Source organism: Aequorivita sp. CIP111184 (genome assembly GCF_900489465.1).
Taxonomy (GTDB): Bacteria; Bacteroidota; Bacteroidia; order Flavobacteriales; family Flavobacteriaceae; genus Aequorivita.
In genome coordinates this window covers 506,289-522,959 of sequence record NZ_UEFQ01000013.1, presented here as the reverse complement: position 1 = coordinate 522,959, position 16,671 = coordinate 506,289, and the positions used below count along the sequence as shown (strand labels likewise).

Annotated in this window: 15 protein-coding genes and 1 pseudogene; 5 read left to right on the top strand and 11 right to left on the bottom strand. The window is 33.0% G+C overall.

Going from position 1 to position 16,671, the window contains the following annotated elements:
• Positions 1-39: 39 nt before the first annotated feature.
• From AEQU1_RS02515 to AEQU1_RS02465, 11 genes and pseudogenes are all read right to left on the bottom strand, one after another.
• Positions 40-1,269 carry an O-antigen ligase family protein gene (locus AEQU1_RS02515; protein WP_111878525.1) on the bottom strand — a complete coding sequence of 410 codons (1,230 nt, stop codon included), beginning with the start codon at positions 1,267-1,269 and terminating at the stop codon, positions 40-42.
• 286 nt (positions 1,270-1,555) lie between these two features.
• Positions 1,556-2,302 carry a WecB/TagA/CpsF family glycosyltransferase gene (locus AEQU1_RS02510; RefSeq protein WP_258455104.1) on the bottom strand — a complete coding sequence of 249 codons (747 nt, stop codon included), beginning with the start codon at positions 2,300-2,302 and terminating at the stop codon, positions 1,556-1,558.
• A gap of 39 nt (positions 2,303-2,341) precedes the next feature.
• On the bottom strand, positions 2,342-2,707 hold the full coding sequence (locus AEQU1_RS02505; RefSeq protein WP_111878522.1) for a hypothetical protein: 366 nt from the start codon (positions 2,705-2,707) through the stop codon (positions 2,342-2,344).
• Positions 2,708-2,818: 111 nt separating this feature from the next.
• Positions 2,819-3,448 (bottom strand): sialate O-acetylesterase, encoded by a 630-nt coding sequence (locus AEQU1_RS02500; protein ID WP_181566688.1) that lies wholly within the window; start codon positions 3,446-3,448, stop codon positions 2,819-2,821.
• Positions 3,449-3,516: 68 nt separating this feature from the next.
• Positions 3,517-3,666 (bottom strand): annotated as a pseudogene (locus AEQU1_RS16415) (DapH/DapD/GlmU-related protein); the annotation flags it as partial.
• 344 nt (positions 3,667-4,010) lie between these two features.
• On the bottom strand, positions 4,011-5,093 hold the full coding sequence (locus AEQU1_RS02490) for a glycosyltransferase family 4 protein (protein WP_111878517.1): 1,083 nt from the start codon (positions 5,091-5,093) through the stop codon (positions 4,011-4,013).
• A gap of 16 nt (positions 5,094-5,109) precedes the next feature.
• Entirely contained in the window at positions 5,110-6,942 is a 1,833-nt protein-coding gene (gene asnB, locus AEQU1_RS02485) for an asparagine synthase (glutamine-hydrolyzing) (RefSeq protein ID WP_111878515.1), read from the bottom strand.
• 20 nt (positions 6,943-6,962) lie between these two features.
• A complete protein-coding gene (locus AEQU1_RS02480) occupies positions 6,963-8,204 on the bottom strand; it encodes an O-antigen ligase (RefSeq protein ID WP_111878513.1) in 1,242 nt (413 codons plus the stop codon).
• Positions 8,170-9,171 carry a hypothetical protein gene (locus AEQU1_RS02475; protein WP_111878512.1) on the bottom strand — a complete coding sequence of 334 codons (1,002 nt, stop codon included), beginning with the start codon at positions 9,169-9,171 and terminating at the stop codon, positions 8,170-8,172. Before AEQU1_RS02475 ends, AEQU1_RS02480 begins: the two co-directional genes overlap by 35 nt.
• Positions 9,161-10,306, bottom strand: a complete 1,146-nt coding sequence (locus AEQU1_RS02470; RefSeq protein ID WP_146743706.1) for a hypothetical protein — start codon at positions 10,304-10,306, stop codon at positions 9,161-9,163. Before AEQU1_RS02470 ends, AEQU1_RS02475 begins: the two co-directional genes overlap by 11 nt.
• 143 nt (positions 10,307-10,449) lie before the next feature.
• Entirely contained in the window at positions 10,450-11,316 is an 867-nt protein-coding gene (locus AEQU1_RS02465) for an FkbM family methyltransferase (protein ID WP_111878508.1), read from the bottom strand.
• Between the two features lie 180 nt (positions 11,317-11,496).
• Between AEQU1_RS02465 and AEQU1_RS02460 the strand changes: the two genes are divergently transcribed.
• Genes AEQU1_RS02460 through AEQU1_RS02440 form a run of 5 tightly spaced genes read left to right on the top strand, consistent with a single transcriptional unit; the run spans position 11,497 to position 16,650 of the window.
• On the top strand, positions 11,497-12,219 hold the full coding sequence (locus tag AEQU1_RS02460) for a hypothetical protein (RefSeq protein ID WP_111878507.1): 723 nt from the start codon (positions 11,497-11,499) through the stop codon (positions 12,217-12,219).
• Positions 12,220-12,276: 57 nt separating this feature from the next.
• Positions 12,277-13,326, top strand: coding sequence for a heparinase II/III family protein (locus AEQU1_RS02455; protein ID WP_111878505.1), 1,050 nt, complete (start codon positions 12,277-12,279; stop codon positions 13,324-13,326).
• Between the two features lie 46 nt (positions 13,327-13,372).
• Positions 13,373-14,320, top strand: a complete 948-nt coding sequence (locus AEQU1_RS02450; RefSeq protein WP_111878503.1) for a T9SS type A sorting domain-containing protein — start codon at positions 13,373-13,375, stop codon at positions 14,318-14,320.
• A gap of 16 nt (positions 14,321-14,336) precedes the next feature.
• Positions 14,337-15,464 carry a T9SS type A sorting domain-containing protein gene (locus tag AEQU1_RS02445; protein ID WP_111878502.1) on the top strand — a complete coding sequence of 376 codons (1,128 nt, stop codon included), beginning with the start codon at positions 14,337-14,339 and terminating at the stop codon, positions 15,462-15,464.
• Between the two features lie 16 nt (positions 15,465-15,480).
• Positions 15,481-16,650 carry a fibronectin type III domain-containing protein gene (locus AEQU1_RS02440; protein WP_111878500.1) on the top strand — a complete coding sequence of 390 codons (1,170 nt, stop codon included), beginning with the start codon at positions 15,481-15,483 and terminating at the stop codon, positions 16,648-16,650.
• The last annotated feature ends 21 nt before the right edge of the window (positions 16,651-16,671 follow it).

Below are 16,671 nucleotides of genomic sequence, written 5' to 3'. Positions count from 1 at the left end.
ATTGTTATTAATGGGCAAAAGTACAATTTGCAATTCTTTTTATATGTTTTTTATACTGTTGTTTTCCTTGTTTTGAGCGCTTGCAATAAGCACGATCAAAATGAAGCCTATATAATATGCTCCAATCTGTCTTTGGAATACATTTTCAACCAAACTGTACATTATTAAAAGGGTAATCATTGCTGTGGGCAAAAACTGTTTTTTTGTTGTTAAAAAACTAACAATAATAAAAAGGAGAAATAGCAAGAGGGCAATAAATCCAGCGCTTATATAAAAATCCAAAAACTGATTGTGGGTGTTATATCGCTCGCTTACAAATTTTTCTCTTTTCTTGGGGTTGGATATTTTGTTTTCATAACAGGAAACCAATTTATCCTTTGTTTCGCCAAAACCAATGCCAGTTAAGTTAAAACCTTCATCATTTATAATATTTATAGCACATTTCCATGTCACCGCTCTAAGCTCATAGGTCATAGAATTTTCAATAAACCTTGGAGTAGTATTATTATCTGAAACTTTGGTTTCGTAAAGTTGATTGCCTTTTTCATTTTTCATAAGAAAAAATAATCCTACTAAAGCCGCTACAGCGAATACAGCAATTGCAACTTTCCAAATTTTCCGTTGGCCATAAAATTGACGAATCAACAGTAAAACAACTAATGAAATAACGGCAATTTTTGAGGCGATCAAAATTATGAAGAGTGCATTGATTAATATATTTGCCAAATAATAGTTGTTGTTGGGATGATACTTTTTTTGAATAGCTTGAAAGGAGATCAAAATACTAAAAGTGCTAAGAAGACCTAAATAGAGTCTATCAATTAACAGCGACTCCACCACTTGAGGTGACTCACCCAAAGCAAAACTGCCTGTAGCATCCGTAATTAAAACAAAATTATAAATTGAAAATATAATAGCCGCCAATGCCGAAAAAATGATGGCGCTGTTTATTTTTTTTATATCAGCAACAGGAATGTAAAGAATTGCGAGCCCTAAAGCAATCATTACTTTATTGATAATTTTATAATCTTCCTGCCATCTTCCTGCAAGGAATGAATCAATACAGAGATATGCAAAAAGCCCAAAAAATATAAAAATGGGAAGTGATTTCAATTTCCGAAAATCCTGTTTTTTTATGATAAAAGGAAAAGCGACCACCAAAATTGCCATAAGTATATTTGGAAGTGCTCTTATGTAGTTATCAAAAGGAATAATGAGGTAAAGCAGTAAAAAAGCATAAGGGTATATGGCTGATAGCAGTATCCTCATAATAAAATGGAAATGTTAAAAATTTTAGGGGAAGATAAAAAACTATTGGCAAAAAAACATCTTTTGGTAGAGTAGATATTAGACTAGTAGTCTGTTTGGTTGAGCCTAAATTGATTGTCTTAAAGTACTTATTTCTTTTTGTAGGAAAAAACGCCCTCTTTCCTACATTCTAAGGACCTTGCTATGGCTTTGGTATGGCTTTGCTATGGAGTATCCGTGGCTGGGGTTTTAGAAGCGAAAATGGTGCTATCGAGCAGCTATTTTTTGGTTAGAAAATGAAAGTAGTTTATTTAGAGAATTTTTCTTTTAGAACTAAAAAGATAAATTTCGAATTTCCGACCAAATAGCGTTTCCACATACGTCTTGGCTCTTGTGCAAAGCGATAGAACCACTCCAAACCTGCGTTTTGCATCCAAGCTGGAGCTCGCTTAGTTTTTCCGGCAACTACGTCAAAACTGCCGCCAACGCCCATAATTAGGTTTACGTCTTTAAGGATGTCTCGGTATTTGTAAAGAAAATTTTCTTTGATAGGTGAGGAGATTGCAACGAAAAGCATTTGAGTGCCACTGTCTGCTATCTGTTGGGCAATTGCTTCCTCTTCGGAAGGGCTGAAATAACCATTTCTGTAACCAGCAATAATCTCAGGACTATAGATTTCAGAGTATTTCTGAACAACATTTTTAACCACTTCTTCTTTTGCTCCAAAAAGAAAGATTTTGTTGTGGTTTTTGTGTGCCATTTCTACGAGACTCGCCATTAAATCTATACCTGCAACCCGCTCTTTAAGTGGTTTTCCTAAAAACTTCGAAGCCCAAACCACCGCTTGACCGTCTGCATTGATAATGTGGCATTGATTTACACTGTGGCGCAGTTCTGCATCTTTTTGCATCGCCACAACTTTTCCGGCGTTTACAACAACGTGGTGGAGTTGTTCGCCGGTCTGTATTTTTTCTTCAACCAAGGCAAGGGTTTCTTGCATGGAGAGATTATCAATGGGTGTATTTAGGATTTTTATCCTTTGGTGGGTACTCACAATTTATTTTTAGCGAGCAAAGATAGTATTTATAACATACTAATTGTTTAAATAGATTCCTTCAAAATCCAAATGCTGATCTTCTACATCTAAAGGGGTGGTTATTGATGTGCCATCATTAAGATTTAATGTATAAAGGAATTGGTTATTAAAAGATTTATTAAGGAGCGCAAAAATCCTATTTGATGAAAGCGAATAATCAATATTTCGAACCTCTCTTGTTGAAATAGTTGCTAAGATGGATAAACTATTTCCTGAAGCTTTGTCAATCTCTACAATTTCGTGCTCATCACCACCCAAAGATTTTACTCCAAATATTCTTTCCGTAGTTGTTATAAAAATACTTGAATAGCTATCAGAAATATTAAAAATGCTAAGAGTGGAGGTATCTAAATTAAGTTTCATAAAAATAGGTTGGCCAGATTGTAAAAAATGATTTCATAAAATAAAATTCAAATGGCTTATACTCACGGAAATATCTGGTTGAATTAAATTTTATACGATCGTTTTAGGAACTTAGTTTATCCCCTTGTAAACCATAAATTTAACCAATTTCTCGCTAATATCATTCAATGCTTCTTTGTTGTAATGAACTGGATCTATCAACCATTTTCTTTCAATAAAATCTTTGGTTTCGTTATAGCCAATGAAAGTGTACTTATCTTCTTCGGCCACTTCATCCTGAATTTTTCGAACCACAGCATAACCTTCATCACATTCTTTACAAACTGTGTGCCTTCCTGTTTCTATGATAATAAACGGCAAAGTTGAACCATATCGTTCTCTGTATTCTGAAATTAAATTTTTCAAATCTTCCTTATATTCTTCCGCAGTTAAAATACCCTTTCCAATTGACTCACCATCATTTTCACCTTGTGACCATATTATAGCCTTAATGGTTTCTTCTTTATTGTAAGGAGGATAGAAAATACTCAAACGTTTATCGATTTCTTTAAAACTTTTTTTCAGCAAATCTCCATTGGGACTCCAATTTCCCCAATCGTTTGTTTCCGCTTTTGCATTTAGTGCACTTCCGGCTTTTGCACACTGAATGATATAGGCATCATTACCTGTTAATTTTTTATAGTTATATGCAAGGGTATCTTTTAATGGCACGGCGTTACTCTGTCCCGCAAGCGCAAACATGGTTTTGGGCTTAGAACATGAGGCGAAAAATATGAGTGAAAAAATTATGATCCAACCCTTTTTCATTTCCTAGATTTTATAAATTTTGCTGGAACTCCGCCCATTATAGAATAAGGAGCTACGTTTTTTGTCACCACTGCCCCAGCCCCTATTATAGAGCCCGTGCCTATAATAATCCCTGGCATTACTATTACATTTCTTCCCAGCCAAACATTGTCTTCAATAACTGGTGGGTTGGGTTTTGTTTCACCTTGATTTACCATTGGTATCTCGGTGTTTTCATGATTGTGGGAAGTACTTAATATAGAAACATTGGGTGCAATCATCACGTTATTTCCAATATGAGCCCCTTGGATAAATACATTTTCGTTGATCTGGCAACCTGATCCTATTTTAAGATTTTTTCCATTGGAAAAGTAAACATTGTTCTCAACAAAGCTTTTCTTTCCATTGGGTATAAATTTTAGCACCCTTGAAACATACCATACACGTATAGCCCTGGTAAAAGAAATAAATCTTGAATGTGGCAAGTGATATATAATGCCATAATAAATTATTAGCGTTAATTTTTTGTACATACCTTTTTAAGTTGATCCAAAAGCATCTGCATAACATGTTCGCTTTCATATTCTTTAGCAGTTTCAAAAGCGGCATTCCTCATATTTTGTTTTTCGTGAAGTGAAAAATTAAGAAATTTTTCAATACTAATAGTCAATTCGGAAACATTTCCAGGCTCAAATAACATTCCGTTTATATTGTTTTCAATATATGTTTTCAATCCGGCAATATTTCCTCCAATTACAGGAGTTTTACAACTCATAGCTTCAAGACCAACTAGACCAAGACTTTCTGCTTCCCTTTTTGTAGGAAACACCATTACGTCCATTTTATTGTAAAGGTGAACTAACTGTTCTTGTTTTATAAGTCCTAAAAATTCTACTTTGTCTTGCAAATTAAAATCGACTATCATGGATTTCATTTCTTTTTCCTGAAGTCCTTGTCCTGCAATTAATGCTGTGAAGCTTATATTTTTTTCATTTAAAACCTTTAAGGCTTTTAAAAAATCATCCCAACCTTTTCCTTCATCTATTCTTGAAATCATTCCCAAAATTGGGATTGAATTTGGGGCTTTCTCAATGGGGTAGAATCTTGTAGCATCCACACCGCCAGAGGGAGAGACAAAAATTTGTTCCTGTGTTAAAAAAGGATAATTTTCTAGCATCATCGTTTTAAAATAGGCAGAGGGTGTAACTACCAAATCTACTTTCTTTAAAACAAATTTATTTAATATATCAATTTTTCTGCCTTTTGAATTTGTAACGTCATCGCCGTGGACGTTCATAACCAAAGGCTTCTTTTTTTTGAATATAAAAAATAAAAAAGCTAATACCGGAGTATTATGCGACATAAAGTGAACATACAAAAGGTCGTATTTTTTGAAAATAAAATTATAAGAAACTGAAAAATAGTATTTTAAATAAGAAATTGATTTGTTAAAATTATCAGCTCTTTTACCTTTTATAACAGATATTGCGGAAAAAATAACTCCTTTTTTTTCAAGCTCTATCCTAAAATTCTTCACAAACACACCAAAGAGCGAATCTTTCGAAGAAGGATACATATTTGAAACTAGGAAAATCTTCATATTTAATTTTTGAAATTTATTTGTTATCCTGCAACCAATAATAAATACTAAGCAAAAGAAATATTTGCTTTTCTCTGTTATAACCTTTTAAATGCTCGTCGAGAACATTCTTTATGGCTTCTTTATTAAATATCTCTGTAAATGGACTTGGTTTTAGAAGCAGTTCCAAAATTTGTTCGTTATAATTTTTAAACCAAATTTTTGTTGGGGATTGAAAGGCGAATTTTTTTCTATTAATAATTCGTTCAGGTAAAATTTTCTTGGCGTATTCCTTGTGTATAATTTTGGTCTTTCTAATTGCCAATCTTTCTTTTGCAGGCAATGATTCAATATATTTTATCAATTCGGTATCTAACATTGGCACTCTGCACTCCAAGGAAAAGTTCATTGTAATTTTATCGGTATAGAGCAGCAAATCATCTGGAAGATTCATACGAACGTCTATAGCCATCATCCTTTCTGCCGCAGTCTTTTTACGCTCGCAATTAAGAGTTTCATAAAAATAGGATATCAATCCAAATGCCTTATCCTCTTTTACATTGAGCAACTTGAGTATATCATTTTGTGTAAAAATAGAATAGACGTTTAAAAAACGTTGTACATCATCTCTTTCTCCCAGTGCATTTGCAGAGCGCAGTAGGCGTTCATTTTTAATGCCAATATGGGGAATGAGCTTATTAGAAGAATGTATAAGGCCTCGGGGAATTTTTTCTGAAATAACCTCGCCTTGGTATCTTTGATACCCTCCCAAAGGCTCATCGGCCCCTTGTCCTGTCAGTACAACTTTTACATGCTTAGATGCCAATTGTGAAAGGTAATACATGGGAATAACGGAGGTTGTGGCCAGTGGTTCCTCAATTATCCTTGTAGTTTCTTCAAAGATGGACAGAAAATTATCAAAATTTATTTTTTTTGAAAAATGTTCCAGCCCTAAAATTTCGGCGGTTTCCTTTGCTGCATCAATTTCATCTTCTTTATGCAAGCCTTCAAAACCAATAGTAAAAGCCTTAAGTTTTTTATCGGAATGTTTCTGTGCTATTGCAGCAACAACTGCGGAATCTACCCCTCCGCTTAACAAAACTCCTATTTCCACATCGGCCATTAATTGTCTTTTAACCGCGTTTTCAATATAAGTTTCATACCCTTTTAAAGCATTCCCTTTTCTTGGAGTTTGCGCTAATGGTTGCTCTTTAACGAAATATTTTTCAGTGTAATGCAGTTTTTCAGAAGTTAGATCTACTTCAATATAATGACCTGGTTTTAGTTTTTGAATATTTTTGTGAAGCGTTAATGGTGACGGAAGATAACGCAGACGTAATAAGGTTGGAAGATTTTCAAAATCTGGTTCTGGGTTATCCTGCAAATTTTTAACTGGGCGTATTTCTGAGGAAAAAATAAAACTTTTCTCGTCTTGAAAATAGTAAACTGGTTTCACTCCAAAATGATCCCGGGCCAAATACAACTTTTCGTTTTCAATATCCAAAAAGGAAAATCCAAAAATTCCATTGAAATCTACAACGCTGTCAATACCAAATTTTTTAAGGTAATAAAGAATGGTCTCGGTATCTGAATGGCCTTTAAATTCAACTTCCTTAAGTTTTTCCCGTAAATCAAGGTGGTTGTAAATTTCACCATTAAAAGTAATTGCGAATTTCCCGCAGGAAGAAATCATGGGTTGTCTCCCAGCGTCAGAAAGTTCAACAATTGCTAGACGTACAAGACCCAACCTAATGTCGTGTTGGGCTACCTTGAAAGTTTCAATTTCGGAGGCATCAGGGCCTCGGTGTTCTATAAGTTTGAGGGCACTTAAATTGTATGATTTGTTTATTGAACCAATTATTCCACACATAGGCTTTTGTTAGCTTCGTTTTATTTAAATTTTATGGCTTTATTTGGGTACCAAAGAATAAATAGGGAATAGAAAAAAGCAAAAATAAACACTCCTTTACTTAATCCAAAAATGCTTTCCGAAAATGAAAATAGCGCTATTATTATAAAAAAGCTCATCGCTTCCCCTTTTAAATTTGTATTCCTAAAAAAGATAAGCAAAACAATAATAAAGATGGATAACCCCAATAATCCAGTTGAAATGAGAAATTCTATATATTGATTATGTGCATTATAGTGATTGTCCAGTGCTATTGTAAATCCGCTCTTGCTATAGGCCATATCATATAATGCCTGCGAGTCCCCTGTACCTATTCCGAAAATCCAATTTCCCCGATTACTAAAATCTGAAAGAATAGCTATCCAACGCGGATATCTGTCCAATGTTACATTTCCTTGGGTATCAACAATTGTGGCAAATTTGGAGCCCAAATAATCAAATTTTATGGAAAGTATGGCCAAGATTGCAACCAAACCAATTAAGTAGAAGATCTTTTTAATTTCCAGTTTTCTAAATATAGTAACAACAATCATCACGATTAAACAAATAACTCCAATTCTGCTGCTCGTTTCTATTAAAAAAAGAAAGAAAGGAATTAGCAAAAGAATAAGTTTCAGTTTATTCTTCCTTAAATTGATGAATTCTGGCATTCTTATAATACCCAAGATAAAGATTACAATCATTATTGCAAAATAGCTTGGGTGACCTTCTAAGGGTATTAGGGCATTCCACCCGTTGTATATCCATTTAAAAAAGTATCCTGCCTGAACCCAAGGGGTAGCATTGGTTACAATTGATTTAATAATATATGCCCAGCAAATTAGCATTCCAATAAAAAGTCCTGTGCCCAAAGAAATATAGATTCTTTTAAGGTTAAAATCTTCTCGTTTATGGGAAAGTATAATGAGTGGAATTAAAACCAAGGTCAAGGTGCGTTCCATATCCCTGAGAGCATCTTTTACATTGGTAGAAAAAAACCAACCCATTACAAACAGTAAATAGAGGGCGACTAAAAAATAAAAAGCAATATTATTTTTTTTGAGATTCTGCAAACGCTCTTTTGGCGCTATTAAAAATACTGAGGAAGCAACAAAAATCCACAATACAATAGTATTCAGGTTTTCCCATAAAGGTAAGGTAGCAACAAAAAGACAGGTGCTGGCTTCAAAAAACAACCTTCTTGGTGAATTATTGTTCCAGTAACTTCTGATACCTTTTATCATACGTATTGTTAAGGGCTATTGTTTTTAGGGAATGGAGCAAATCTTTATATTCTGGGGCTCCAATACTGATAATTTTTTGATTTATTTGATCACTATTTTCAAAAGATGCAAAAAGGGGATAATCGTTGCTTAAAAGGTTTTCTAGTGGAATATGTTTTTCAGTAAAAAAGGGGAGTTGAAAACTTAAAAAATCGAACACTTTTATAGGAAACGTGAGATCGTCATACATATTTCGTGGTCGGGTATGTAGCGCATACGCAATATTATTATTCTGAATAAAGGCTGCAATATCAGCACGTGGAATTTTTGAGGCTTTAATAGTTGTTCCTTGAAGCATTTCGCTAATATTTGTGGCTCCAGATAGCACAAAGAAATTATAGTTCTGAGAATATTTTTTTGCGAATAAAATAAAAGCATCAAAACCAGAGTTTTTATAGTCAATGCTTCCCAAATATAGTAGTCCAAGTTTCTTTGAAAAATCTGGAAGTTTTATATTTTGTGTGATATTATAGGTTCCGGGTGGCAAATCGGAATAAGGCCTCTTGGGAAAAAATTTGTTTTTCTGAAAGAAAACCTCACCCATTTCCTTTGTGGGAAATACCATAGAAGTAGAAACCCAAGTAAGGTAAAAGTTGCTAAATTTATTTAGATAGAATGTAATTTTTTTGCGAAAACCACTGTAATCCTCCGGAAAAAGTTCGATGTAAATATCTCGTATAAAAACAATTACTTTTTTGGATCTAAATTTTATAAAGAAAAGAGGCAATAAATCTATTAGCGCTATTCTGTTTGTGGCCGATTCTATGTAGCAAATATCCCGTTTCTGAAATATTGATTTAAGTTTATTCTCTTCAGTTATTATTTGTCCGCCTTCTTTTTGAAACGCTTTTTTAAATAAATTAATTCTTGTAATGGGCCCTCCGGAAATTTTATTCAGATTAGGCACAACGTATAAACTATTCTTCATTACTTATGCTTTTGGAGAGCTGCTTTTTACTTCTTATTTCAGTTTCAAGAATTAAAAATGGCACTATTAAATAGAACATGTTTGTAAAATAATGGATAGAAAGAAGGTTTGTAAAAAGAACTAATGCTATAAACCCAAGTTTTGCCTTCATGGAAGGAATTTTAAAAACTAGATAAATATGAGCTATTAAAAATATGAAGAGCAACAAAAACCCACCTCGGTGATAGACATAATAAAATCCGTTATCTATTTCCAGAAATGTAAATTTCCCGCTGAAAAATTGTGCTATTTTATTCTCACGATATACCGTTGTGGTTACACCAAAACCTTTTCCAATTAATTTTTCGGACCAAGTAAAATTTTCTGTCAATAGTGCTGTGTTTAAATCCTGTATTCTAATTTTCAAACTATCATATTCCCATGGTTTAAGCACGTACGGTAATTTTTCCTTAATTGCCTCAGGAGCATATTTTGAATTAAAGAATGCTATAGAAACAACAATCATTAAGGAAAAACCTAAAATAAAAACTGGTTTGAAAATCTTGCTCACATTTATTACAATCAATAAAAGCAAGACACCTGCTGTAACGAGGTTCATTAAATTTGAAGTAAGAAACAAATAAATCAATGCAATTACCCACGAGACAGCAAGCGGCAAATCAAAAGACATTCTGTTGTATAGATAGTAAAAACCAATAAGAACAATTGGTATAATTGCCGGGCCGTATACGCGGCCTCCTTTTCCGGTAGTATCTATATTCCACAAGCTGGGTACAAAGCCTAAATAACTTAATATATAAACAATTGCGACTACGGCATTTAAAATAAAAAGTACGCGGAGTATTTTTAGATCTTTAACGTTTACCAGAAAAAGATAAAAAATAAGTCCGTAGAACTGAAATTTTATATCAATAGTTGGATTTGGATATTCGTGTATTAATCCTAATATTAAAAAAGGAATATAAAAACAAGCCACAACAATAACATAATGGGGCACTTCCAACTTTCCCTTTTTAGTAGCTACCCATGCTCCAAAAAGCAACACCACTAAGCAAAGTGCCATTAAACTACTGAAGCTGAGCGTGCCAACACTTAAAAAAAGGACAACCAGTATTATTTGATATATAGACTTCAATGTATGAATTTATGGATGGACTATCCCCTTCCAGTGATGCCACAAAGCTACTGTTTTTAAAATTTTCTCGTGAAAAAGAAATGGATTAAAAATTTAAAGGCCCTGGATGTAAATACATAAAACCTATACCGAAAAAGTTTTTATTATTTAAAATTGAGATTAGAAGCTTTTAAATTTGCAAGCTGTGTTTTAGGGACAAATAAATATTCGCAATTATTCATATCTGAATGAATTTCTATTGTCTTCAGTTCCTTTATGCCAGTAAGATCTTTATTATTTTTGATAATTCGGAACATAGTATATTCAAGCGACATTAGAAGTTCTTGAAGTTTGTTTTGTCTATCATATCGTTCTGGATTTTCTAATTTATCATAAACAGGTAATATTTCGGTAATTATAAAAGGGCTGCTTTTTAATATTTCATCTTTAAAACTGTTTATCACTTCCAGTTCTGCGCCTTCTACATCAATCTTAAGAATGGACATGCCATCAAAATTTATATTGGCTTTTAAAGTTTGTACATCAAACAAAGGAATATACTCTTTACGGTTTACCTTAGTATGATTAAAGTTATTTAAGATGGAGGCAGAACCATCAGTTTCACTTTCATAAAAGAAGTTAAGTTCACCCAGCTCAGTATTGCTTGAAATTCCCACAGGATATAGCGAGGTAATTTTAATTGAATTGGCTTTTATCAATTTATTTACATAAAATATACACGTAGGGTTTGGCTCAAAACCCAGATATTTAACATCGTTGTCAACACTCCTCAATTTTAAAAGTGTTTGCCCTACGTTAACACCAACGTCCACAAATTTTTCACCTTTTATTTTTAATAAAACCTTAAGCAGATCGACCATCCATTGTTCACTAATGGATAGGTTAGATATACCTACATTACCTTGAATGGGTATTTTAAAATACTTTCCATTTACCTTGCTCCTTGTGGTAAAATTAAAATTACTAATCCCCTTTTTCACTAATGAGTTGATTGTTTTCCTACTGGACATTATTTAAGAAATTTATGGTTAGATTAGTTTTTTGAGAGTTGCAACAAAGATACTTTTTTTTAAATTTTACCCTAAGGGAGCACGAATTATAAAAATTAAATAACCTTAAAATTTTAAAGCTATTATTTTATGTAGCTTTGAAATAAAAACAGAAAACAACTTTCGGCCCCATTAACAATTATGACCTCTTACAAGTTTTACTTCGTTCTTATACTTCCACTTATTTTTCTTGCTTGTAATAATCAAAGAACAGAAAAATTAAAAGATACCTCCATCAATATCAGCCTAGGTGAAAAAAATTACGCTCTTGGCTTATACGATATTTCTGAGTCGTTAGATTTTGAAGAAATACCTAGAACAGTTCCCTATGATTCTATTCAAGCAAAAAAATATGCAGATTTAATTTTAAAGGATTCAATAGTTGTTCTACATTCCTTTAAACCCCAATTTATTCCATTAGATAAAATTACGTGGACAGAAAATCCAGAGAACAATGCTAGTTGGCAAGCGTATTTTGAAAACCTATTTTTTGTTTCTATTTTAAACCATACTTACCACAGCTATGGCGACAAGCAATATCATGAAAAAGCGAAAGCCTATGTTTTAAGCTATGTTGCGGCACACAAATCTCTTGCGGAAAAAACCTCAGACCAAACTTGGGAAATGGGTGCGGTGGGCATGCGGACTGCACATCTTTTACAAACTGTATATAATGAATTAGAACAGGATGATCCAGATACTGAATTTATTCAAAAGGCTTTTGATCTCCTGTCTCTCAATGCCACGTATATGTTAGATCCTAAAAATTATCATCCCACCAACCATGCATTGATAATGGATAGAAGCCTTTTAACGCTGGCAAAAATTACAAAAGCGAACACTCAATTATACAAAGCTATTTAAGAGCCCACTGTTACCCGTACATTAAAAAATATTGATTATATAATTGATGATAGTGGTTTGGCAAAAGAACATGCCACAACTTACCACATCTATAATCACAATTTGGACCGAAAAATAATAGACCTTATTGAAAAAGAAGATATCAATCCTGCTTTTCAACTTAAATTATTGAAAAAGAATGATGTGCTCTTGCAATTGGTGAAGCCAGACCTTACTTTTCCTATTTGGGGCGATAGTGGTATTGAGTATTTAAACCAACATTTGGCAGAAAGTTTTGGTAATGACCAACGCATTTTAGACGTTATGTCTGGCAAAAGATTGCCATCCATGGTTAATTTTGAAAACAACATTGCTACGTTACGCACTCAAGCAGATGACAGCAGTTATGTAGCACTTTTTGCAAATTATTACTCCCTGACCCATAAACACAATGATGATTTACAATTCATCTTTCAAACACTTGGAGTTGATATTCTTACAGATCAAGGTTATTATGGTTATGAAGATAAGTACAGACCATTTTTAACATCCGTTTTTGCGCATAATTCCATTGCTATTAACGATGCGGATTATAAATTGGGTAAAGAGGGCCAATATTCAAAACTTACGGGATATTATACAAGTGACGATGTAGACATTATTTCTGCCGAACATACTATGTACGATTCCATTACTGTAAAACGCAATTTGTATTTTATAAAACCAAATGTTATTGTGCTCGAGGATTGGGCAGAATCTAAAGATGCAAATCTCATTAAAAGTATAAGCCAACAATTTAATTTTAGTGAAAAGGCGAATTTAAATGTTACCATTTCAGAGAATAGTGCCACGGTTTTGTTTCCAAAAAACATTAAGGCAGTTGTAAAATCATTTAGCGACAATGATAAAATTACAGCAAAAGAAATTTCCAGATCTAGGATTCAATATTCGCTTACGCCTATACCACAAGTAAAAGTGCGAAAGGAAGGCAATAAGTTAACCACCATAATTGAAGTACAATCCGAATTATACAAAAATTCTGTTTCTAATATCCGGATAAAGGACGGTATAATTCAATTTTTAAAAGGCAGAGAAAAATATCATTTACCTTTATCCCCAAAAATCTAAAATTAATAAATATAAAATTAGTATATTCATATTAAATTTGAATATAATGAAATTTCAGTTTGTATTTCTCATTATCACAACGCCTTTATTAACATTGTATTCTCAGTCTACTTATGTTCCCGATAATAATTTTGAGCAACGATTAATCGTTTTAGGCTTAGATGATGTTTTGGACGATTACGTTTTAACCAGTAATATTTCAGGTCTTACCATGCTCGATCTTCAAAGCCAAAATGTTAGTGACCTCACTGGTCTTCAAGACTTTGAAAGTTTAAGATATTTTGATGCCAGTAACAATCATTTTTCCTACATTCCATTGCATCCAAATGCAAATCTTTATGCTTTAACAGCCAACAACAATCAATTAACTGAACTTGATTTAAGCCAACATACAAACTTAACCGAACTTACTTGTGCCAACAATTTAATTACAAGTTTGGATTTAAGTCAAAATACAAATTTAATGTACTTAACAGCTGGCGAAAATACATTTCCAGAACTCGATGTGTCAAACCACCCAAATCTCCGGGAAGTCCGTCTTTTTGGGCAAAATACGTCGTTAGTAAATGTTGATGTAAGAAATGGCAATAATCCCGTGATTCAAGAATTTGTTGTACTAAATAGCCCAAATCTACCGTATATTTATGTTGACGATTGTAATTATAGTACGATAAACTGGACCAATATTGATCCAAATACTATTTTTGTAGAAGTGGAAGGGCAGACAGAATGCGAATTGTTGGGTATGGAAGATAACTTTTCAATTCAAAATTTAGCAGTATATCCTAATCCCATAATTGACTTTATAAACATAAAGACTGCAAATGGATTGTACATTAAAGAACTAACCATTTTCAGCATATTTGGTAAAAAACTTAAAACGTTATATATTGATTTTGAGAAAATAGATTTTAAATCATTTTCCGCTGGAATATATTATTTAAAAATCCAAACTAGTAAAGGAACCGTAGTCAAAAAGGTTTTAAAAGATTAATCAAAAAAAATTCAAAATGAAGATTTACTACATAATTACGCTATTCCTTTTAAGCAGTATTGCTCAAGCTCAAATTGTAAATATTCCAGATGCGAATTTTAAAAACGCATTATTAAACCATTCGCCCATAATTGATACTAATGGTGATGGAGAAATACAAGTAACTGAAGCTGAAGCTACTCTAATAATAACTATTGAACACAAAGGAATACAATCCTTAAATGGTATTCAAAGTTTTGTGAATCTTGAAGATTTAAACTGTCACGACAATTCATTGACGGTCCTTGACATTTCACAAAACCAAAACCTAAAAAAATTACGTTGCTCATGGAACCAATTAACGAATTTAGACATATCGCAGAACTTGAATCTGGAGTTGCTTGTTTGTTATCACAATGAATTAACCAATATAGATGTAACTCAGCACCCAAACCTGGAAGAGTTATGGGTTTCTATAAACCCATTGACCTCTCTTGATGTAACGCACAACTCCAGTCTTAAAAAGTTACATTGTGATTCAACACAATTAACCAGTCTAGATGTTAGTCAAAACTCAAATCTCGAAGGCCTTAGTTTTAAAGACACTCAATTTTCTAACATAGATGTGACCCAAAATTTTAAACTCAGATACATAACTTTTAGTAATGCAAACCTAACACATTTAGATCTCAGTCAAAACCCAAATTTAATTGCTTTAGATTGTTATAATAATCAATTAATATATTTGAATATTAAAAATGGTAATAATATAAATATGCCATATATGGATGCGGAAAATAATCCAAATCTACAATGTATAAAAGTTGATAATGTTGTAAATGCAAATAACAGACAGTGTTACCGTGGCGATCCTATGGTGGGTTGGTGCAAAGATGCAACAGCAAGTTTCAGTGAAGAATGTGTACTTGGAATTGACGAACAAAATTTAGCAACTTTTGATTTATTTCCTAACCCTGCAAAAGATATTTTAATTATCAAAGCCAAAGAAACTCCGGAACTTATTCAAATATACACTACCACGGGTATGCTTATTAGAACTACCTCAAATACTACTTTGGACATTTCAGACTTAGCTTCTGGATTATATTTTTTAAGTGCCTCTATTCAGGGGAAATCCATCACAAAAAAGTTTATAAAGTCTTAGCCCTAAAATATTTATTATGAAAACTTCAAAAACCTATAATTTAATCTGGTCATGCATATTACTCTTATTTGTTGCAGCCTGCAGCGAAGACGATCCAAACACTGGAAATACAACGCCCAGTGCATTTGAAGTTACTATTACTGAAATAAGAAATACTACATCAAAAGTAGCTTGGACGGCGTCTACTACCGGAGTACCGACCACCATTACATATGCTATTTTCCTTAATGATTCGTTGCTTATTGAAAACCTTACCGAAACAACCTATAATTTATCCAACTTAGCCATCGCTACAACCTACACGGTAAAAGTGGAAGCCAAAAATGAATACAGCACTACAAGCGCTTCAAAAGATTTTACGACCCTGCAGCCAACTAATTTGAGGCTTAAAAGTTATAATCAGGGCAATTATGAATTTATATTGAATTATAACGCCCAGGGTTTATTGACCTATAGAGGCAATCCAAGCCCTATTGGATATACAAACATTGATTTTACTTACAACCAAAACAACGAGATTTTAACCGAAAATTCAAAATATAGAGATGCTACTGGCAACCCAAAAGGTATATTAACTTATGAGTATTCCAATACTACTTTAACCGGTCTTACAATACAACAAACTGGGGAAGATTTTTCTGCGGACTCCGACTTCCAATTTGATGCCCCTTTAAATTATAGATATACGGTTAACGGAGAAATCTTAACTGGCGGTCCGCCAGAGGTCTTTAACTATAATTATGAGGTAACTCTTGAAACTGACAGCAATAACAAAATTACAAAGTATACTCGTCTCAATACTGATGATTCACATGTAGACAGAGTCTATTTTGAATATGATAATGGAAACTTAACCAAATTAACCAATGGCTCTAATATTACAGAAATAACCTATGATGAGGCCAATAATTGGCATACCTATAGAAGTGGATTTAATCCCAGTTTCTATAGTCCTGCTGCTAGAGATATTGGAGGATTTATATATTATCCTAATACTTTATATTGGCTAAATCAAATTCCATATTTTTTTAATTTCAACAATAAAAATAATCCCACAGCATATAAAGTGAACGGGGAGGTAGTTACTTCTTTTCAATATGAATACAATGCTGCCAATTATCCTAGTAAAATAACCATACCTCAGCAAAATGTAGTAATAGATTTAGAATATGAAGCTGTAGATTAGTGAAAATTGCTAGCTATTGAT

What these genes read in the sequence shown, in the direction of transcription:
- AEQU1_RS02515 (WP_111878525.1), bottom strand. Translation starts at nt 1,269, where the DNA reads ATGAGGATACTGCTATCAGCCATATACCCTTATGCTTTTTTACTGCTT.
- AEQU1_RS02505 (WP_111878522.1), bottom strand. Translation starts at nt 2,707, where the DNA reads ATGAAACTTAATTTAGATACCTCCACTCTTAGCATTTTTAATATTTCT.
- AEQU1_RS02500 (WP_181566688.1), bottom strand. Translation starts at nt 3,448, where the DNA reads ATGTTTGCGCTTGCGGGACAGAGTAACGCCGTGCCATTAAAAGATACC.
- AEQU1_RS02490 (WP_111878517.1), bottom strand. Translation starts at nt 5,093, where the DNA reads ATGAAGATTTTCCTAGTTTCAAATATGTATCCTTCTTCGAAAGATTCG.
- asnB (WP_111878515.1), bottom strand. Translation starts at nt 6,942, where the DNA reads ATGTGTGGAATAATTGGTTCAATAAACAAATCATACAATTTAAGTGCC.
- AEQU1_RS02480 (WP_111878513.1), bottom strand. Translation starts at nt 8,204, where the DNA reads ATGATAAAAGGTATCAGAAGTTACTGGAACAATAATTCACCAAGAAGG.
- AEQU1_RS02475 (WP_111878512.1), bottom strand. Translation starts at nt 9,171, where the DNA reads ATGAAGAATAGTTTATACGTTGTGCCTAATCTGAATAAAATTTCCGGA.
- AEQU1_RS02465 (WP_111878508.1), bottom strand. Translation starts at nt 11,316, where the DNA reads ATGTCCAGTAGGAAAACAATCAACTCATTAGTGAAAAAGGGGATTAGT.
- AEQU1_RS02460 (WP_111878507.1), top strand. Translation starts at nt 11,497, where the DNA reads ATGACCTCTTACAAGTTTTACTTCGTTCTTATACTTCCACTTATTTTT.
- AEQU1_RS02450 (WP_111878503.1), top strand. Translation starts at nt 13,373, where the DNA reads ATGAAATTTCAGTTTGTATTTCTCATTATCACAACGCCTTTATTAACA.
- AEQU1_RS02445 (WP_111878502.1), top strand. Translation starts at nt 14,337, where the DNA reads ATGAAGATTTACTACATAATTACGCTATTCCTTTTAAGCAGTATTGCT.
- AEQU1_RS02440 (WP_111878500.1), top strand. Translation starts at nt 15,481, where the DNA reads ATGAAAACTTCAAAAACCTATAATTTAATCTGGTCATGCATATTACTC.